Annotated in this window: 13 protein-coding genes; 3 read left to right on the top strand and 10 right to left on the bottom strand. The window is 49.8% G+C overall.

The genetic code is table 11. The annotated features are described in order from the left end of the window. Position 1: 1 nt before the first annotated feature. From AC4QZR_RS04650 to AC4QZR_RS04610, 9 genes are all read right to left on the bottom strand, one after another. Positions 2-1,363: a DUF8458 domain-containing protein gene (locus AC4QZR_RS04650; RefSeq protein ID WP_494479846.1), complete on the bottom strand. Its 1,362-nt coding sequence runs from the start codon at positions 1,361-1,363 to the stop codon at positions 2-4. Between the two features lie 33 nt (positions 1,364-1,396). Beyond that, positions 1,397-1,921: an LptE family protein gene (locus tag AC4QZR_RS04645; RefSeq protein WP_253404863.1), complete on the bottom strand. Its 525-nt coding sequence runs from the start codon at positions 1,919-1,921 to the stop codon at positions 1,397-1,399. Further along, positions 1,905-3,179, bottom strand: coding sequence for a sigma-54 interaction domain-containing protein (locus AC4QZR_RS04640; protein WP_494479845.1), 1,275 nt, complete (start codon positions 3,177-3,179; stop codon positions 1,905-1,907). The genes AC4QZR_RS04645 and AC4QZR_RS04640 overlap by 17 nt, the downstream gene beginning before the upstream one ends. Positions 3,180-3,284: 105 nt before the next feature. Then, a complete protein-coding gene (gene miaB / locus AC4QZR_RS04635; protein ID WP_494479844.1) occupies positions 3,285-4,724 on the bottom strand; it encodes a tRNA (N6-isopentenyl adenosine(37)-C2)-methylthiotransferase MiaB in 1,440 nt (479 codons plus the stop codon). A gap of 90 nt (positions 4,725-4,814) precedes the next feature. Beyond that, positions 4,815-6,110, bottom strand: coding sequence for an anthranilate synthase component I family protein (locus tag AC4QZR_RS04630; protein ID WP_494479843.1), 1,296 nt, complete (start codon positions 6,108-6,110; stop codon positions 4,815-4,817). 4 nt (positions 6,111-6,114) lie between these two features. Beyond that, on the bottom strand, positions 6,115-7,593 hold the full coding sequence (locus AC4QZR_RS04625) for a tetratricopeptide repeat protein (protein WP_494479842.1): 1,479 nt from the start codon (positions 7,591-7,593) through the stop codon (positions 6,115-6,117). Between the two features lie 47 nt (positions 7,594-7,640). Then, positions 7,641-8,372, bottom strand: coding sequence for a zinc ribbon domain-containing protein (locus AC4QZR_RS04620; protein ID WP_253404872.1), 732 nt, complete (start codon positions 8,370-8,372; stop codon positions 7,641-7,643). Positions 8,373-8,380: 8 nt separating this feature from the next. Beyond that, entirely contained in the window at positions 8,381-9,487 is a 1,107-nt protein-coding gene (locus tag AC4QZR_RS04615; RefSeq protein ID WP_494479841.1) for a Nif3-like dinuclear metal center hexameric protein, read from the bottom strand. A gap of 55 nt (positions 9,488-9,542) precedes the next feature. Further along, positions 9,543-10,001 (bottom strand): hypothetical protein, encoded by a 459-nt coding sequence (locus tag AC4QZR_RS04610; RefSeq protein WP_494479840.1) that lies wholly within the window; start codon positions 9,999-10,001, stop codon positions 9,543-9,545. A 121-nt stretch (positions 10,002-10,122) separates the two neighbouring features. Between AC4QZR_RS04610 and lpxK the strand changes: the two genes are divergently transcribed. The 3 genes from lpxK (at position 10,123) to AC4QZR_RS04595 (ending at position 13,766) form a co-directional block, all read left to right on the top strand. Next, entirely contained in the window at positions 10,123-11,196 is a 1,074-nt protein-coding gene (gene lpxK, locus AC4QZR_RS04605) for a tetraacyldisaccharide 4'-kinase (RefSeq protein ID WP_494479839.1), read from the top strand. Between the two features lie 66 nt (positions 11,197-11,262). Further along, entirely contained in the window at positions 11,263-13,146 is a 1,884-nt protein-coding gene (locus AC4QZR_RS04600) for a putative porin (protein WP_494479838.1), read from the top strand. Between the two features lie 14 nt (positions 13,147-13,160). Continuing rightward, a complete protein-coding gene (locus tag AC4QZR_RS04595; protein WP_494479837.1) occupies positions 13,161-13,766 on the top strand; it encodes a MiaE family protein in 606 nt (201 codons plus the stop codon). 123 nt (positions 13,767-13,889) lie between these two features. Here the strand turns inward: AC4QZR_RS04595 and AC4QZR_RS04590 are convergent, their stop codons facing one another. Continuing rightward, positions 13,890-15,158, bottom strand: a complete 1,269-nt coding sequence (locus AC4QZR_RS04590) for an asparagine synthetase B (protein ID WP_494479836.1) — start codon at positions 15,156-15,158, stop codon at positions 13,890-13,892. Between the last annotated feature and the right edge of the window lie 116 nt (positions 15,159-15,274).

The following is a 15,274-nucleotide window of genomic DNA, read 5'->3' as shown; positions in this document are numbered from 1 at the left end:
TTTATGTTATGTTTTGTAATTTCTCGATCTGTTCGGCAAAGTAAGACTTTTTTTCCGGATATTTCAAAATAAGCTGTTCATAAATTTTAGCAGCTTTTTTGGGCTTTCCTTGTTTAATAAAGATGTTGGCCAGGCTTTCTGTCGCCATCCCTTTCTTTATTTTAGAGCTCTTCAGGGATAAATCTTCCTGTGGCTCAGGCTTTAGCTTCAGGCTGGCCATGGTCTTGAGCCTCGGGTTGAGCTTAAGAAACTGGTCGATAATGTCGAGCTGTTTGCTGAGCACATGTGCCGTAGGCTGGATTGCTTTTTCGAGCTCGTGGGTTTTGCTGTACTCTAAGATCAGTTCCGGGTGAAAGCCTAGGGGACGTGTTCGGGTATAATCGTCCTTCAGCTGCAGCACTTCACCCAGGCGGCTGGAGCCCATCCAATAGCCAAGGGCATCTTCGGCGTACAGGCGGTCAATTTCGTCAAACGAATAATTGATCTCCGCATCTTCCGCATTTACCTGCGCCGGCTCATCTTCTTCATCAAACAGCTCAACACTGGTCTCTGAAGATTCAGTTAGCGGTGTTTCCTCTGGAAGTTCGTAATCCAGATCTGACTTTGGCTGCAACTCGGGTATAGTCTGCGCCTCAGCGTCTGGTTCATTGGGCTGCTCTTCTGCAGAGGTATACAGATTAGGCTGCTGCGCTTCTTCCAGGTCGAGCAGTGCTTCGGCTGCTTCAGAGAGGTATGCGTATTCAACTTCCTGTGCCGCCTCTTCAAGGTTTTCCTCTTCTCGTTGACTCAGCAAGTCAGTGGAAGAGGAGCTGATGCTGTTAAAGGTAAACAACAAGGCAAGCTCAGAATCTATTTCTGCATCAGGGGTTTCTGTGTCAGATTCAGTTGTGGCCTCGGCCAGGTATGCGCTCTCCTCGACAGGGGCAGGGCTGTATACCTGTTCCAGGGTTTCCTCCTGAGTAGCCTCTTCCGATGCAGGTATGGCAGCTGTTGTTTCAGTGTCCGCTGTTATGGCTTGCTCTACATCAACTGTAGTTTCAGCTTCAGTGTTGATTGAATCCAACAGGGTGGCCTCTGTTTCCTCTGCCAATGGCTCCTCCTGTTCCTCAGCATATACTGGTTCCAGTACTGAAGCGGCGTAAATAATGCGCTTGAGCAACTGGCGATCTGTGGCATAGGCTGAAGCCCGGCGCAGACGCTGTGTGGAGAGCATGCTGCCTCTGTCATAAGCTGACTTTGCCAGCAGCAGATGGGCCGTCTGGCAATAAGGGAAGGTGGCCGCCACCTGCTCCAGCTCATTTTGCTGCTGGTCAGAAATGTCGGATACCTGCTTGATCAGTTTAAGAAAGGCAGATTTATTCATGTAAGGGTTAAAGGTAATGGTGCTATGTAATGACTACCAGTTTGCAACCGACTTGTTAAACACATCGGCTACCAGTCGCTCAGTCATGCGGTCGATGGCAGCGGGTGGTATGCTTGTAATGTCCACGGTCGGAGGGAACTCCTCAGTGATCGTGAACTGCTGATCAAAATCCTGCTCGGGATCCTTCGCGTTCGTAAAGCGGATTTGAATGCCCATCGTGAGGCGGTTCAGCGTGGCCTGATCAATATTCCCATCGCGCTGTACAGCGTTTGGCGTCAGCGTAAAAGTAATGATCTGTCCCTCTAATTGCAAATCGCCATCGCGCTGCAAAACAGTCAGGTTTGTGTTGCGCTGATAATAGTTTTTGAAGCTGTTGGTGACCACCTGCGAGAGGTTAGAGGGGCCTTCGCCGGCCGTGTTCTCAATCGTCTGGATAGAGATGGTCTTGATATCAGGGGAGATGGAGGTGCCTGTAAAAGAATAGACCCCGCAGGCATTGCAGCACAGGGCTACCAGGACAGTCAGACACAGGACAAGGGTTTTAGTTCTCAATATCATATTGCTTCAGTTTGCGGTACAGCGTTCTTTCCGAAATACCCAGGTCATTGGCCGCGTATTTTCGTTTGTTGTTGTGCTTTTTAAGCGCTTTCAGGATCATCTCCTTCTCCATTGACTCCAGCGACAGGCCTTCTTCCTCAGTTTCATGGGAGATGTCTTCTACACGATCCTCATATTCTTCATCATCACGTGGCTGCTGCACAGGCAGGTAGTAAGGCTCGGGTTTCTCAGCGCTCTTGTAAGGGCGCACATGATTTACCTGCTCAATGTTCTCAAACAAGTGACTGTGCTCTTTCAGCAGTTCGTTGTCGCCGGGCTGCCGTGTCATGAGTTCATATACCAGTTTTTTGAGATCCGACACATCGCGGCGCATATCGAAGAGTACTTTGTACAGCAGGTCACGCTCTGAGAAAGAGTGATCCGCACCGTTCTCTCTGGCAAGCAACGCCGGAACCTGACTGCCACCCTGCTCGCGGGGAAGGTAGTGTCTTAGCCTGGCTGCGTCTAGCTCACGTTCGTACTCCAGCACCGAGATCTGCTCGACAATGTTTTTCAGTTGACGGATGTTACCCGGAAAACGGAAACTCAAAAGCTCTTCCACCGCATCTGGCGTAAGCGTAATGGATTTAACGCGGTAACGTTCTGCAAAGTCAGAGGCAAACTTTCTGAACAACAGGTAAATATCCTCGCCACGTTCACGCAAAGGTGGAACTGTGATCGGCACCGTGTTCAGGCGGTAATACAGGTCTTCACGGAAACGGCCTCTTTCCAAGGCATTGATCAGGTTTACATTGGTAGCAGCCACTACCCGTACATCCGTCTTTTGCACTTTGGAAGATCCAACTTTGATAAATTCTCCGTTTTCGAGCACGCGAAGCAGACGAGCCTGTGTGGCAAGAGGCATCTCACCGATCTCATCGAGAAAGATTGTGCCACCGTCCGTTACTTCAAAATAGCCTTTGCGGGTATCTGTGGCGCCCGTAAATGAGCCCTTTTCGTGACCGAAGAGCTCCGAGTCGATGGTGCCTTCAGGTATAGCGCCGCAGTTAATAGCAATGAACTGTCCATGCTTGCGCGGACTCAGTTGGTGTATGATCTTGGAAAAAGACTCCTTGCCGCTGCCGCTCTCACCCGTAATCAGCACGGTCATTTCGGTAGGGGCTACCTGAGCAGCCACCTGTATGGCGTAGTTGAGCAAGGGTGAGTTGCCAATAATGCCAAAGCGCTGTTTTATGCTCTGTATATCGATGTTGCGCATGTTTTAAGATTTGAGGATTTGGAGATGAGCAGATTTGAAAATGGTTTTGAAGAGCAATGCATACGATTCGTCATCTTCAAATTTCCAAATTTTCAAATCTCCAAATTAGTCAACCGCCTCGCCGAAGAGGGTGCCTACGGAGCAATCGTTTACAAATACATTCACGTAGTCGCCTTTCTGATAATGCTTCTTGTCGAAGATCACAACTTTGTTCTGGTCATTGCGTCCGCTCAGCTGCTGGTCCGATTTCTTGGAGAATCCTTCTACTAGCACGCGGTGCATGCGCCCTACATCGCGCTTGTTGCGGTTCAGGGAGCACTCGCGCTGCTTTTCGATGATCTCGGCCAGACGTCGTTTCTTCACCTCAAGCGGAATGTCATCTTCCAGCTTGCGGGCAGCCAGGGTGCCTGGGCGTTCTGAATAGAAGAACATATAGGAGTAATCGTACTGCACATAATCCATCAGTGAAAGTGTATCCTGGTGCTCTTCCTCGGTCTCGGAGCAGAAGCCCGCGATCATGTCAGAGGAAATGCCACAGTCTTCGCCTAGTATGGCACGGATCGCATCCACACGGTTCAGGTACCAAGCACGGTCGTAGGTACGGTTCATTAGTTCCAGCACACGGGAATTACCGCTCTGCGCTGGCAGGTGAATGTATTTGCAGATGTTGTCGTACTTTTTCATGGTATACAACACTTCATCTGTAATGTCTTTGGGATGAGACGTAGAGAAGCGCACGCGCATCGTCGGGCTGAGTTTCGCCACCATTTCCAGGAGTTGGGCGAAGTTTACACTTTCAGTTTCGTCTTCTGAGGCCCATTTATAAGAGTCCACATTCTGGCCCAGGAGAGTGACCTCTTTATAGCCTTGTGCCACCAGCGCTTCAGCTTCACGTACGATCGAGTGGGCATCGCGCGAGCGCTCACGACCGCGGGTGAAGGGCACCACGCAGAACGAGCACATGTTGTCGCAACCACGCATGATCGAGATAAAAGCGCTAACCCCATTGCTGTTCAGGCGGATTGGGTTGATATCGGCATAAGTTTCTTCACGGGAAAGCAGCACGTTCACCGCTTTTTGTCCGCCATCCACTTCACTGATCAGGTTGGGTAGGTCGCGGTAAGCATCAGGGCCTACCACCAGGTCCACGATCTTTTCTTCTTCCAGTAGTGATTTTTTCAGGCGCTCGGCCATACAGCCGAGTATACCAATCACCATTTCCGGCTTTTTCTTCTTGAAATAGTTGATCTGACCCAGGCGGTTGCGCACAGTGGTTTCGGCCTTCTCGCGGATGGAGCAGGTGTTCAGGAATACCACATCGGCCTGCTCGATCTGAGCTGTAGTGTCAAAGCCCTGCTCAAACATGATCGACGATACGATCTCACTGTCAGAGAAGTTCATCTGGCAACCGTAGCTCTCGATGTACAGTTTGCGGGACTTACCGGTATTGGTTTCAGCCGTCACTTTGGTATCGCAGGAAGCCGAGGCAGTTGCCTGCTCAGGTGTGCGATTATCTATAAAATCTAAATCAATGATTGGATCCATGCTTCAAAAAATCTCTTAGGAGGTGCAAATATACTATAATCCGCTTTAAAACGTGACAGAATGGCAGAGGATTTCTTTAAATCTGATGACTTATTCCAGTCCCAGAGCTTTCCGTATACCCTGCGCTTTGAGCAGACACTCTTCGTACTCCTGTTCAGCTATAGAGTCGTAGGTAATGGCGCTGCCCACCATAAAGGACAGATAACCTGTAGCTGCATTGTACTGTAAACTTCGGATAACGACATTAAAGTCGAAATCCTGGTTCGGCTTCAGGTAGCCGAAAGCCCCGGAATAAAGTCCCCGTTTGGTCACCTCAAGGTCTTCAATCAGTTCCATTGCCCGGATCTTTGGTGCGCCCGTCATGCTACCCATCGGAAATGCCCCTTTCAGCGCATCGGCTATATCGCATTCAGGTCTTAATTCACCTGTTATGGTCGAAATCATCTGCGAAACCTGCCGGAAACCGTAAATCCCGAACATCTCCTCGACCTTAATGGTGCCCGTGGCACAGGAGCGGCGCAGGTCATTCCGAACCAGATCCACAATCATCATGTTCTCGGCCAGTTCTTTCTCGTCGTGGCGCAGTTGGTGCTGCAGTTTCTGATCCTCCTCGGGTGTAGCGCCGCGCCGGATGGTGCCTTTGATGGGCTGCGAGATCAGTTTTCGACCTTCTTTTTTCAGAAAGCGCTCCGGTGAAGCACAGAGCAGGTAGAGGTCGCCGTACTTTAGGAAACCCGAGAAAGGAGTGGGAGAAAGGGCGTTGAGCTGCAGGTATAGTGGCAAAGGAGCCAGTCTGACTTTCTCGGCGAAAAACTCCATGCAGTAATTCAGTTCGTATACCTCCCCATCCCGAATATAGTCCCTTACTTGCTCCACATTCCGGATATAAGCCTCTTTAGCTACTCTTTGCTTTAGTTGAACAGGCTGCTTGTTGAAGTCTTCAGGTATAGGAGTTGCCTGGACTTGAGATAAAATGGCAGAGATGTTATCTTCTTTGCTGTAGATACTTACACTATTTTCGTAAAAGTATAGGTATAGCTCTGGTTCAAAAAAGAAAATGTCCGGAAAGCCTACTTCATCTCTATTTCGACTGCTCAGCTTCTCCACCTGATTCTTGAGGTCATAGCCCAGGTAACCGCACCAGAGTTGCTGCTGTGTTGCTAATTTTTGCTGCAGTTCCTCAAACACATTCTCCTGCTCCCACTTAATAGGTTCGCCACTCGACACAGCAATTATTTCATCAAAGCCGTCATAAGGATACGGTATGCCATTAGAGGTATAGCTGGCCAACAGCGGAAATTGCTGCGCCCAGGCCAGCGCCTTCCGGCGAAAAACGTCCAGCGGAACCGGTAAATCAGATATAGGTATGCTGAAGGTATAGGCCATGAGTTTACAGCTTTTTAAGCGTCTGAAGTGCCAGCTTGGCTTTGCCGTCTATGCTGTTTTTGTAGGTATGCCCTTTGTAAGCCAGCGCCTTGGTGTACCATTGTCTGGCAGTCTGGGGCTTTTGCTCTTCCTGGTAAATATACCCTAATTGCAGGGCAGCGTAAGGCGCGAAATACAAACTCGTGTGCTGGCTCGCTTCAATGGCCTGCTCATAATAGCGCTTGGCTTGCGGCAGATTCTCCAAGCCATGGTAGATGCGGGCCTTGCGGTAATAGTACTCAGCCCGTTCAGCAGATATAGTCTCGGGCTTAAGTGGCATTTTGTTCATGACCTCGAGTGCCTCCTGATAATAGCCGCCATCATATTGTAAACGGGCCAGCATCAAGTAGCGGTTAGGGTGAGGCTGTTCTTTCACAAAACGGGCGGCATAGGTGTCCTCTTCCATTTCAGTTCTGCCCAGAAGTGAAATTTGCGCCAGATGCTTCTCTGCCTGTTGAACCTGACCGCCTAGCCAATGCGCCAGGTATAGCTTGTAGTTTGCTGCCTTTAGGTAGTGCTCCCCTTTGTGTTGTGTCAGGAAAAGTTGGTTTGATTTAATGGAGTTGCTGAAATCGCCTTTGTAAAGGTATAGGTCTGCCGCCATATGATGCAGGTAAGGGAAAGCCAGATAACCAGCTTGCTGCGGCCGGTCAAGGTATACCTGCAAAGCTATGTCACTTTTATGTGTTTTTTTCAGCACGTGCAGGGCAGCGAAGCTGAATAGGAGATTGTCAGGAGATTGCCTGCTAAGTTTTAAAACCGATTCAGCAGCAGCGTCATTTGCCTCCGGATCCACCAAATGCTGCAGCAAGATCAGCAGAAGCTGCGCTTCTTCCCGGAATGGATTGCTCTTAGTCGCAGCAACTTTTAGGTTGGCCATACCTGTTTCGATACTACCCTGCATCCCGATGATGTTGAGCAGCACACGGTAGGAGTCGGGCACGGAGCCGATAAGCACCTGCAGGGCACCCAGCGTTTTACGGTTTGGCAGAAAGTCGGGGTATAGACGGGCGTTGGCAGTATATTGCAGGTATGCCTGCCGTAAATCCCAGGCGGCACCCAGCTTGTTGCCCTGCAGGAGTTTACTCAAAGCGATCTGCAGTCGCACTTCGGCCAGAGCATAGCCTACCCACACGGAATTATCATTCAGAATGCTGAGCTGCTGCAATCGCTTTTCCTGACGTGTCAGTATACCTGCGTATACCTCCGGATTTTGTTGAATGGCCCAGGTGAGAAAGTCTTGCTGGTTGGCGATCAGAAGGGCAGCAGCATTGTCAGGGTTATGTAAGAGTTCGTGCTGGATCTGACGGCGTCCTTCCGGTATGCGTAAACTGATCGTTGACTCATAAGCCTGGCGCACGGCGGGACTATAGACCGAGGCCGCATGAGAATGATTATGAGGGTACAGGTATAGCAACAAAAAAAAAGGATGGGCGAATGCCATCCTTTTTAAGTATGTATGCAAGCGCATAACGCTCAACACGTCACTATTTAGTAGATACGCTGCTCAACACCTGCCATCACACGGCCACAGTGCTCGCATACGATAACTTTTTTCTGGGCTGCAATATCAGCCTGGCGCTGAGGAGGTACTGTGTTAAAGCAACCACCGCAGGCATCACGCTTCACCAGTACCACGGCAAGACCGTTACGTACGTTTTTGCGGATACGGTTGTAAGCTGTCAGCAAACGCTCTTCGATCTGATTGGCAGCTGAGTCACGGTCTTTTTCCAGGTTCTTTTCCTCTTCTTCGCTCTCGGCTACAATTTGGTCAAGCTCGTGCTTCTTGGTGTCAAGGTCTTTGCGGCGCTCTTCCAGGCGGTTTTTCGTGCCTTCGATCTCGTTGATCTTCTGCTCGATCTGGTAGTGCGCTTCTTTGATTTTTTTCTCTGCGATCTGGATTTCCAGTTTCTGCAGTTCGATTTCTTTCGTGATGGCGTCGTACTCGCGGTTGTTGCGAACGTTCGTTTGCTGGTCTTCGTATTTGCGGATCAGACCTTCGGCGTCTTTGATGGACTGCTTGCGCTGGGCAATGCTGTCGTTCAAGGCAGCTACTTCATCATCAAACTTACGAACCCTTACCTCATAGCCCTCAATTTCATCTTCGAGGTCCTGAACCTCTTCTGGTAAATCGCCTCTTACTCTTCTGATTTCGTCAAGCTGCGAATCGATACTCTGAAGCTTTAGCAGTGCTTCTAATTTGCTGGCTACCGTACTTTCCATGTAGTTAATTAGGTGTATCTGATAGGGTTTGTGTTTACTTCCGATAAATAGACTGCAAAATTAGCAAAGTTTTTGGAAATTGTATCATAAAAAATCTCCTTTGTAAATACCTCGCTTTCGTAGTGTCCGATGTCGGCGATGAGTAGCTTTCCTTCGGCGTCGAAGAACTCATGGTACTTCACGTCAGCCGTCACATAGGCGTCTGCGCCCTGCCGTATCGCGTCCTTTATCAGGAAACTCCCCGATCCTCCGCAAACCGCTACACGCTTGATCTTATTGTCTCCTACAGGGGTATAGCGAATAACTGACAGTTGCATGTGTTTTTTAAGGTAGTCCAGAAAATCCTGCTCGGCCAGCGGCTCCGCCAGTTCCCCAATCATTCCAATACCGACTTCCTGATTGCCGTTTTCGAGCAGGGTTAAGTAGTTGGCCACTTCCTCGTAAGGATGCGCCTCCAGCAGGGCCTGCATGATGCGCTGCTTCTTGAAGGCCGGGAATATCACTTCTACACGGTTTTCCTGTACCTGCTCCGGTTTGCCCGCCTTGCCTATGGTCGGATCAGCATTTTCGGATGGAAGGAAGCGGCCCGTGCCCTGTACCTGGAAGCTGCAGTCGCTGTACTCGCCGATCTGCCCGGCACCGGCTTTGTGTATGGCATCCAGTACCTCATCTGTATTCTCAACGGGCACAAAAAAGGCCAGCTGCATGAGGGTATGCGGTTTGGAAGTAAGCAAACGGGTATTCTGCAGCTTCAGCTTCTCCGCGATCTTGGCATTGACGCCGTTGTGCACACTATCCAGGTTAGTGTGGCAGGCGTAAATGGCAATGTTGTTTTGAATAGCCTTGATGATGGTGCGTTCCACGTAACTACGGCCGGTCAGGCTTTTGAGCCCTTTGAAGATAACCGGATGATGCGCTACCACGAGGTTACAGCCTTTTGCCATGGCCTCTTCAATCACAGCTTCGGTACAGTCTAGCGTCAGCAGCACACCTTTTACTTCGTCGCTGGAATGGCCGGTCTGCAGGCCGGAGTTGTCGTAGCTTTCCTGATAAGGTATTGGAGCATATTGTTCAAGTACCTTTATGATATCGCCAATAGTGGTTTTCTCTTTCATAGTCTGGACTGATTTTGAAAACACCAAATTACGAAGATCGGGACAGCCCTGAAAATTAAAACACCTGGAGTTGCAGATAACCTGTATCCGGCTGGCGCTTGAGCTCTTTGCCATTGAAGTAGAAGGCTGAGTAGGTATAGTCGGTATAGCACTTACCCCGGCTCACTGTATAGGCGATGTCGAGCGTGTCGGTGTTCTGGCTGTTGATCTGCAGCAGCATGCGGACTCTGGACTTCGTGTAGATGACCGGATATGTCTCAAAGATCAGGTTGTTCACCTTTTCATCGGTGCCCGTAAACAAGTAGTTAAAGGGTTCTCCATCCAGTATCAGTTGAATGGAGTCGGGGTGCATGTCAGCATTGGGGTTGTTGAACGGACTGCTGCCAGTGGCATCCACCAGGTAAAAGGAGACAGGCGTCGGTGGATCGGAACGCATGGTGGCGCAAGGCGAACAGGCTGCCGCACTGAGCAGCAGCGAGAGCAAAATACAGGCAATGGTACGGTTCGTTTTCATGTGAAAGATGTGGGGTCGGATATTGTCGGTACTAAATATAGTGTATTCAGAGTATACGAATCAAGTACAATCGCTGGCTTTGCGCATATTTCTATACCTTTGCAAGGTATAGCCGACCCATATGACTGTTTTGCGTTACCTTTTATGGCCTTTTTCGATCCTCTATGGCGGTATCATGCTGTTGCGGAATTGGCTGTACGACAAAGGCTGGCTGCGATCAGAGCGATTTGAGGTACCGGTTATATCGGTCGGGAACCTGACAGTGGGAGGCACTGGCAAAACACCGCACGTCGAGTATTTGCTTCGCATGGTATCGGACAAAAAAACCGCAGTGCTGAGCAGGGGCTACCGCCGGAAAAGCAAAGGCTTTGTGCTGGCCGATGAACGTGCGACGACAGAAACACTGGGAGACGAGCCCTTTCAGTACCACCGCGATTTCCCGGAGGCGCTGGTGGCGGTGTGCGAAAGCAGACCAGCAGGTATAGCCCAGTTGCTTCACATTCAACCAGACACGGAGGTCGTGCTCCTGGATGATGCCATGCAACATCGCCCTGTACGTACTTCACTAAACCTGATGCTAACCGACTATGGCCGTCTGTTTTACAAAGATCATGTAATGCCAACCGGTTTGCTACGTGAGCCACGACAAGGTGCCCGACGGGCAGATGCCATCATTGTGACTAAGTGCCCGGCTGATTTGTCGCCCGCACAACTTAACGACATTACCAGACGGGTACAAAAGTATAGCCGACCCGGCAGACCGGTTTTCTTCAGCGCCTTCCGCTATGGCAAGCCGGTAGGTATAGGCAATGCAGTGCAGTTAACCAAGCGTGTGGTATTGCTGACAGGTATAGCCAATGCCGGGCCGCTGCTGTCTTACTTAACTGATAAGGGCTACGAAGTAGTAGAGCACCTGGCATATGCAGACCACTACAGCTATACCTCAGCCGATCTGGAGAAGCTGAAAGTGATACTGGAACAACAGCAGGGTAACGGTCTAACTATCATGACGACACGGAAAGATGCTGTGAAATTAACGGATAAGGCATTGGCAGCTCATACAAGCCAGTTGCCCATTTTTTATGTGCCCATCGAGGTATTCTTTTTGCAGCAGGGGGAAGCTTTTGATGCTTTGATCAGGCAGCACGTCGGTTCTTATGAAGCGGCAAAATCTACTGAAACGGATAAAATTTAAACGAATACACCTGATACTTCCAATCGGTACGTATACGGGTTGCACGAAAATCACTAATTTTGGCTTGTGAAAAGTAAGCTCTTAGCAGTAATATGGCTCCTGGTGGGTCTGGCTGGCGCCGCGCAGGCGCAGTCCCAGATTATTGACGACACGACCAAAGCGCTCTTCAGTCCTAAAACAACCCTGCAGTTGTTTGAAAATGATGTGTTGGAAGGACGCTATCTCTTGCAGCGCATCGATACCAGCATCAACAACATGCAAAATGAACGTTTCTGGTATCAGGACACGGCTTATTTTCAGCATCTGGGCAACGTCGGGACGGCTTCCAAACCCATCCTTTTCAGAGTACCGAACAAGATTGGCGCCCGCCTGGGTAGAAACGTGTTTGACCGTTACGCCTATGATCCGCACACTATCAATTATTACGACACGCGTTCCCCATACTCCCATATTTACTATGTTCAGGGACAGCGTGGCGAACAGATATTTGAAGCTACACATGCCCGCAACATTACCCCGCGCTGGAATGCCGGTGTAGCTTACCAGATCATTTCCGGTAACAGGCAGATAGGACCAGGCGTAACTAATCGGGATGGCATCCTGAGCAGCCAGGCCGTGAAGGCCTTTACCCACTACCGCTCTGAAAACGAGAAATATCACCTTTTTGCTAATTTCACCCACCTCAACCACGAGCAGATAGAGTTTGGAGGTATAACAGCCGAAGAGGCGAATCGTTTTCTGTTCCAGCAGGCGACTACTAATCTGGACCAGGCATCCACACGTGAACTCCGCAACAACTACCACCTGCTGCACATGTATAAGCTGGCAGGAGAGGACCTGAAGCTCTTCCATAGCTTTGATTGGGGTAGCCAGAATAATATTTTTCAGGATGATGCTATTCAAAGACTGGCAAATGAAGAACGTTCGCCCGTTTTTTACCCACGCGTGCTTTCGGGGCTTAACCGCACGGATGATCGCAGCGCTTACCGTGAAATGGAGAATGTGGCAGGCGTAACGGGCAACAACAAAATCTCTTTTTACAAAGCCTACGCCAAGTTCCGTAACTCCAAATTGGACTACAGGGTGCTCAGCACAGCAGAACAGGAGTCGACTGTTGAGGTATACAATGAAATTAGCAATAGCCTGAACCAGTTGTTTGTAGGCGGTGAGTTCCGGCTTATGTACAAGCAGGCGCTGCTGTCCTTTGATGGTGAGTTTCAGATGACAAATGACTACAAAGTGGGCGCTACGGCCAAACTGGGCCCTCTGCAGGGGCGTGTTAGCCGCATCTTACGTTCCCCCTCTCTTGTAGAGCAACGTTTAATCAGTAACCACTTCGACTGGATCAACTATTTCAACAACTCGGTAACCGATCGTCTGGAGGCAACCTTTGCCAGCAAGCTAGGCGAGCGTCAGTTTGTGCGGCTGACCGGTCACTTCAACCACATCAAACGTCACATTTACTTCGACACGGTTGCCGTACCAGCCCAATATGCCGACAACCAGCAGGTATTCGGTGTAGAACTCAAGCATCACATTCGTTTTGGCAAGTTTCATTTCGAAAACTTTGTAGCTTATACCAACACCAACGAAGCGCCCGTTATCCGCATACCGGAATGGCTCTTTGATTCTAAGCTCTACTTTGAGGGGGCTTTGTTCAGAAGAGCGCTGATAGGCCAGTTTGGGGTGCAGGTATATACACCTACCGCCTACATGGCCGATGCCTACATGCCGGTGACACAGCAGTTCCACCTGCAGAACGGCTTCACCATAGAGCCTTACCCGATAGCAGATGTGTTTATCACGGCGGATATCAAGAGCCTGAACGTGTTCCTGAAAATGTCTAACATCGCTTCCGATCTGACAGCGCCCGGTTACTTTACCACACCGTACTACCCGGGTATGCGCACAAGCTTTGTGTTCGGCATTAAGTGGATGTTCTTCGATTAATTGATTTTTTACCTATGTCTTCTCAGTTCACCAAAACCATCCTGCGCCTGCAACTCCCAACAGATCCGCGTTGGGTGAATATTGTCGAAAAAAACATTGAAGAGATCCTGGTAGACCACGCCTATTGTGAGCAGAAAGCGGCGACCTCAGGTATATCCCTGATCGTGAAATACCCGGATAAAACCCGACTGGTGGAAGAGATGACGGACTTGGTAGCCGAGGAGTGGAGTCACTTCGAGCGTGTGCTGGCAGAATTGAAAAAGCGCGGCTGGGGACTGGGACGCAACCGCCCTGACGAGTATGTGGTGGAACTGACCAAGCACATCCGCAAAGGCGGTCTGCGCGAAAGACAGCTTATGGACCACCTGCTGGTAAATGCCCTGATTGAAGCCCGCAGCTGCGAGCGCTTCAAGTTGCTCTGGAAAAATATACAGGACGAGGACCTGCAGAAATTCTATTACGAGCTTATGGTATCAGAGGCAGGCCACTATGTAAGCTTCGTAAAGCTAGCCAAAGAGTACATGCCCGCCGACGTTGTGGACGACCGCCTGAAAGAACTGCTCGAGATCGAAGCAGAGATCATCCGTAACCTGGAGCCTCGACCAGACAGGATGCATTAAGTTAAATTGTTTGTTCATAATATCCTTGTTATAGTAAGATAACTAAGAGCAAGATATAGGTGTGTTCATGCACAATCACATTCAAAACCTGAATGTGAAATGACAAATTTAACAATTCAATCCTCACGTCTTCTGCTTTTTCTTCTTAGCCGCCGGGAACAGGATGTTGTTCAGGATAAGCCTATAGCCGGGGGAGTTGGGGTGGAGGGCTAGGTCGGTCGGGTCTTCGCCTACAAGGTGCTGGTAATCCTCCGGATCATGGCCGCCATAAAAGGTCCAGGTGCCACGTGCGAAGGTGCCGTGCATGTACCGGATCTCACCTACTTCTTTGTTCTCGCCCATTACTACTACTTCGGGCTTCACCTGGCTTTTACGGAAGGCAGTGGTCTGTCCCATAAATCCCTTAATGGTCTTCGCATGATTCTGTGTCAGCATAGTAGGTATAGGATCCCACTTGGCTGAGAAGGTGAAGAGCTGGAAAAAGTCATTTGGCTCCGTCAAGCCGCGCTCTTGTGGCTGCATATCTATATTGGAGTATTCGTACTCCAGCGGGTTACGCACCAGCGAGAAATCTTTAAAGGCAAAGGTTTTACCAAAGTCCAGTTTACTTTGCGCATTGGGATCGGCGCCGTCTCCGTCGTACATCGCTTCAATAAAGTCTATACCTTCAGCAGCGAGTGCGATGTCGTAGGTGTCGGTGGCGGAGCACATGGCGAACAGGAAACCGCCTCCAGCACAGAAATCGCGGATGGTGCGTGCTACAGCACCTTTCAGATCAGACACTTTGTTGAAGCCGAGCGACTTGGCAGAAGCCTCTGATTCGCGCTGCTGCTCTTGGTACCAGGGGTAGTGCCGGTAGCTGGAGTAAAACTTTCCATACTGGCCCGTAAAGTCTTCGTGATGAAGATGTAACCAGTCATACTTAGGCAAGTCGCCGCGTATGATCTCTTCGTCGTATACCTTGTCGTATGGTATTTCGGCATAGGTCAGCACTAGCGTCACAGCATCGTCCCAGGGCATTTTAGATTTTGGGGTATAGACTGCGATCTTCGGCACTTTCTCTAATTTCATCACGTCCATATTCGCCTCCGGATCGCTGATCTGGGTGAGGATGGTGTTGTATTGCGCATCTGAAATAACCTGGTAGCTGATGCCCCGAACTACGAGTTCATTTTCGAGTTGCGGCGCATGCTGAAAAGCGAAACTTCCGCCCCTGAAGTTCAGCAGCCAGTCAACCGACACACTTTTGGAAAGCACCCAGTAAGCCGCCCCATACGATTTGAGGTGGTCTTTCTGCGTCTCGTCCATCGGTATCAGTACCATGGAACTGAAAGCCTGAAAAGGGAGCACCAGGTATGCGGCAAGCAGTAGAATATGGCGGAATGACTTCATGGGCTTAACATATGGTAACAAATGTATTGAAATTGGTTCTTTTTTCAGATATTAGAGGTCAATTAGAAAACAGAGGTTCCCTCTTATACTTAACGCAAGGGGGAACGTTTCGCATA

Source organism: Pontibacter sp. YIM B11418, from assembly GCF_059278805.1.
This window is presented reverse-complemented; position numbering and strand designations above follow the sequence as displayed.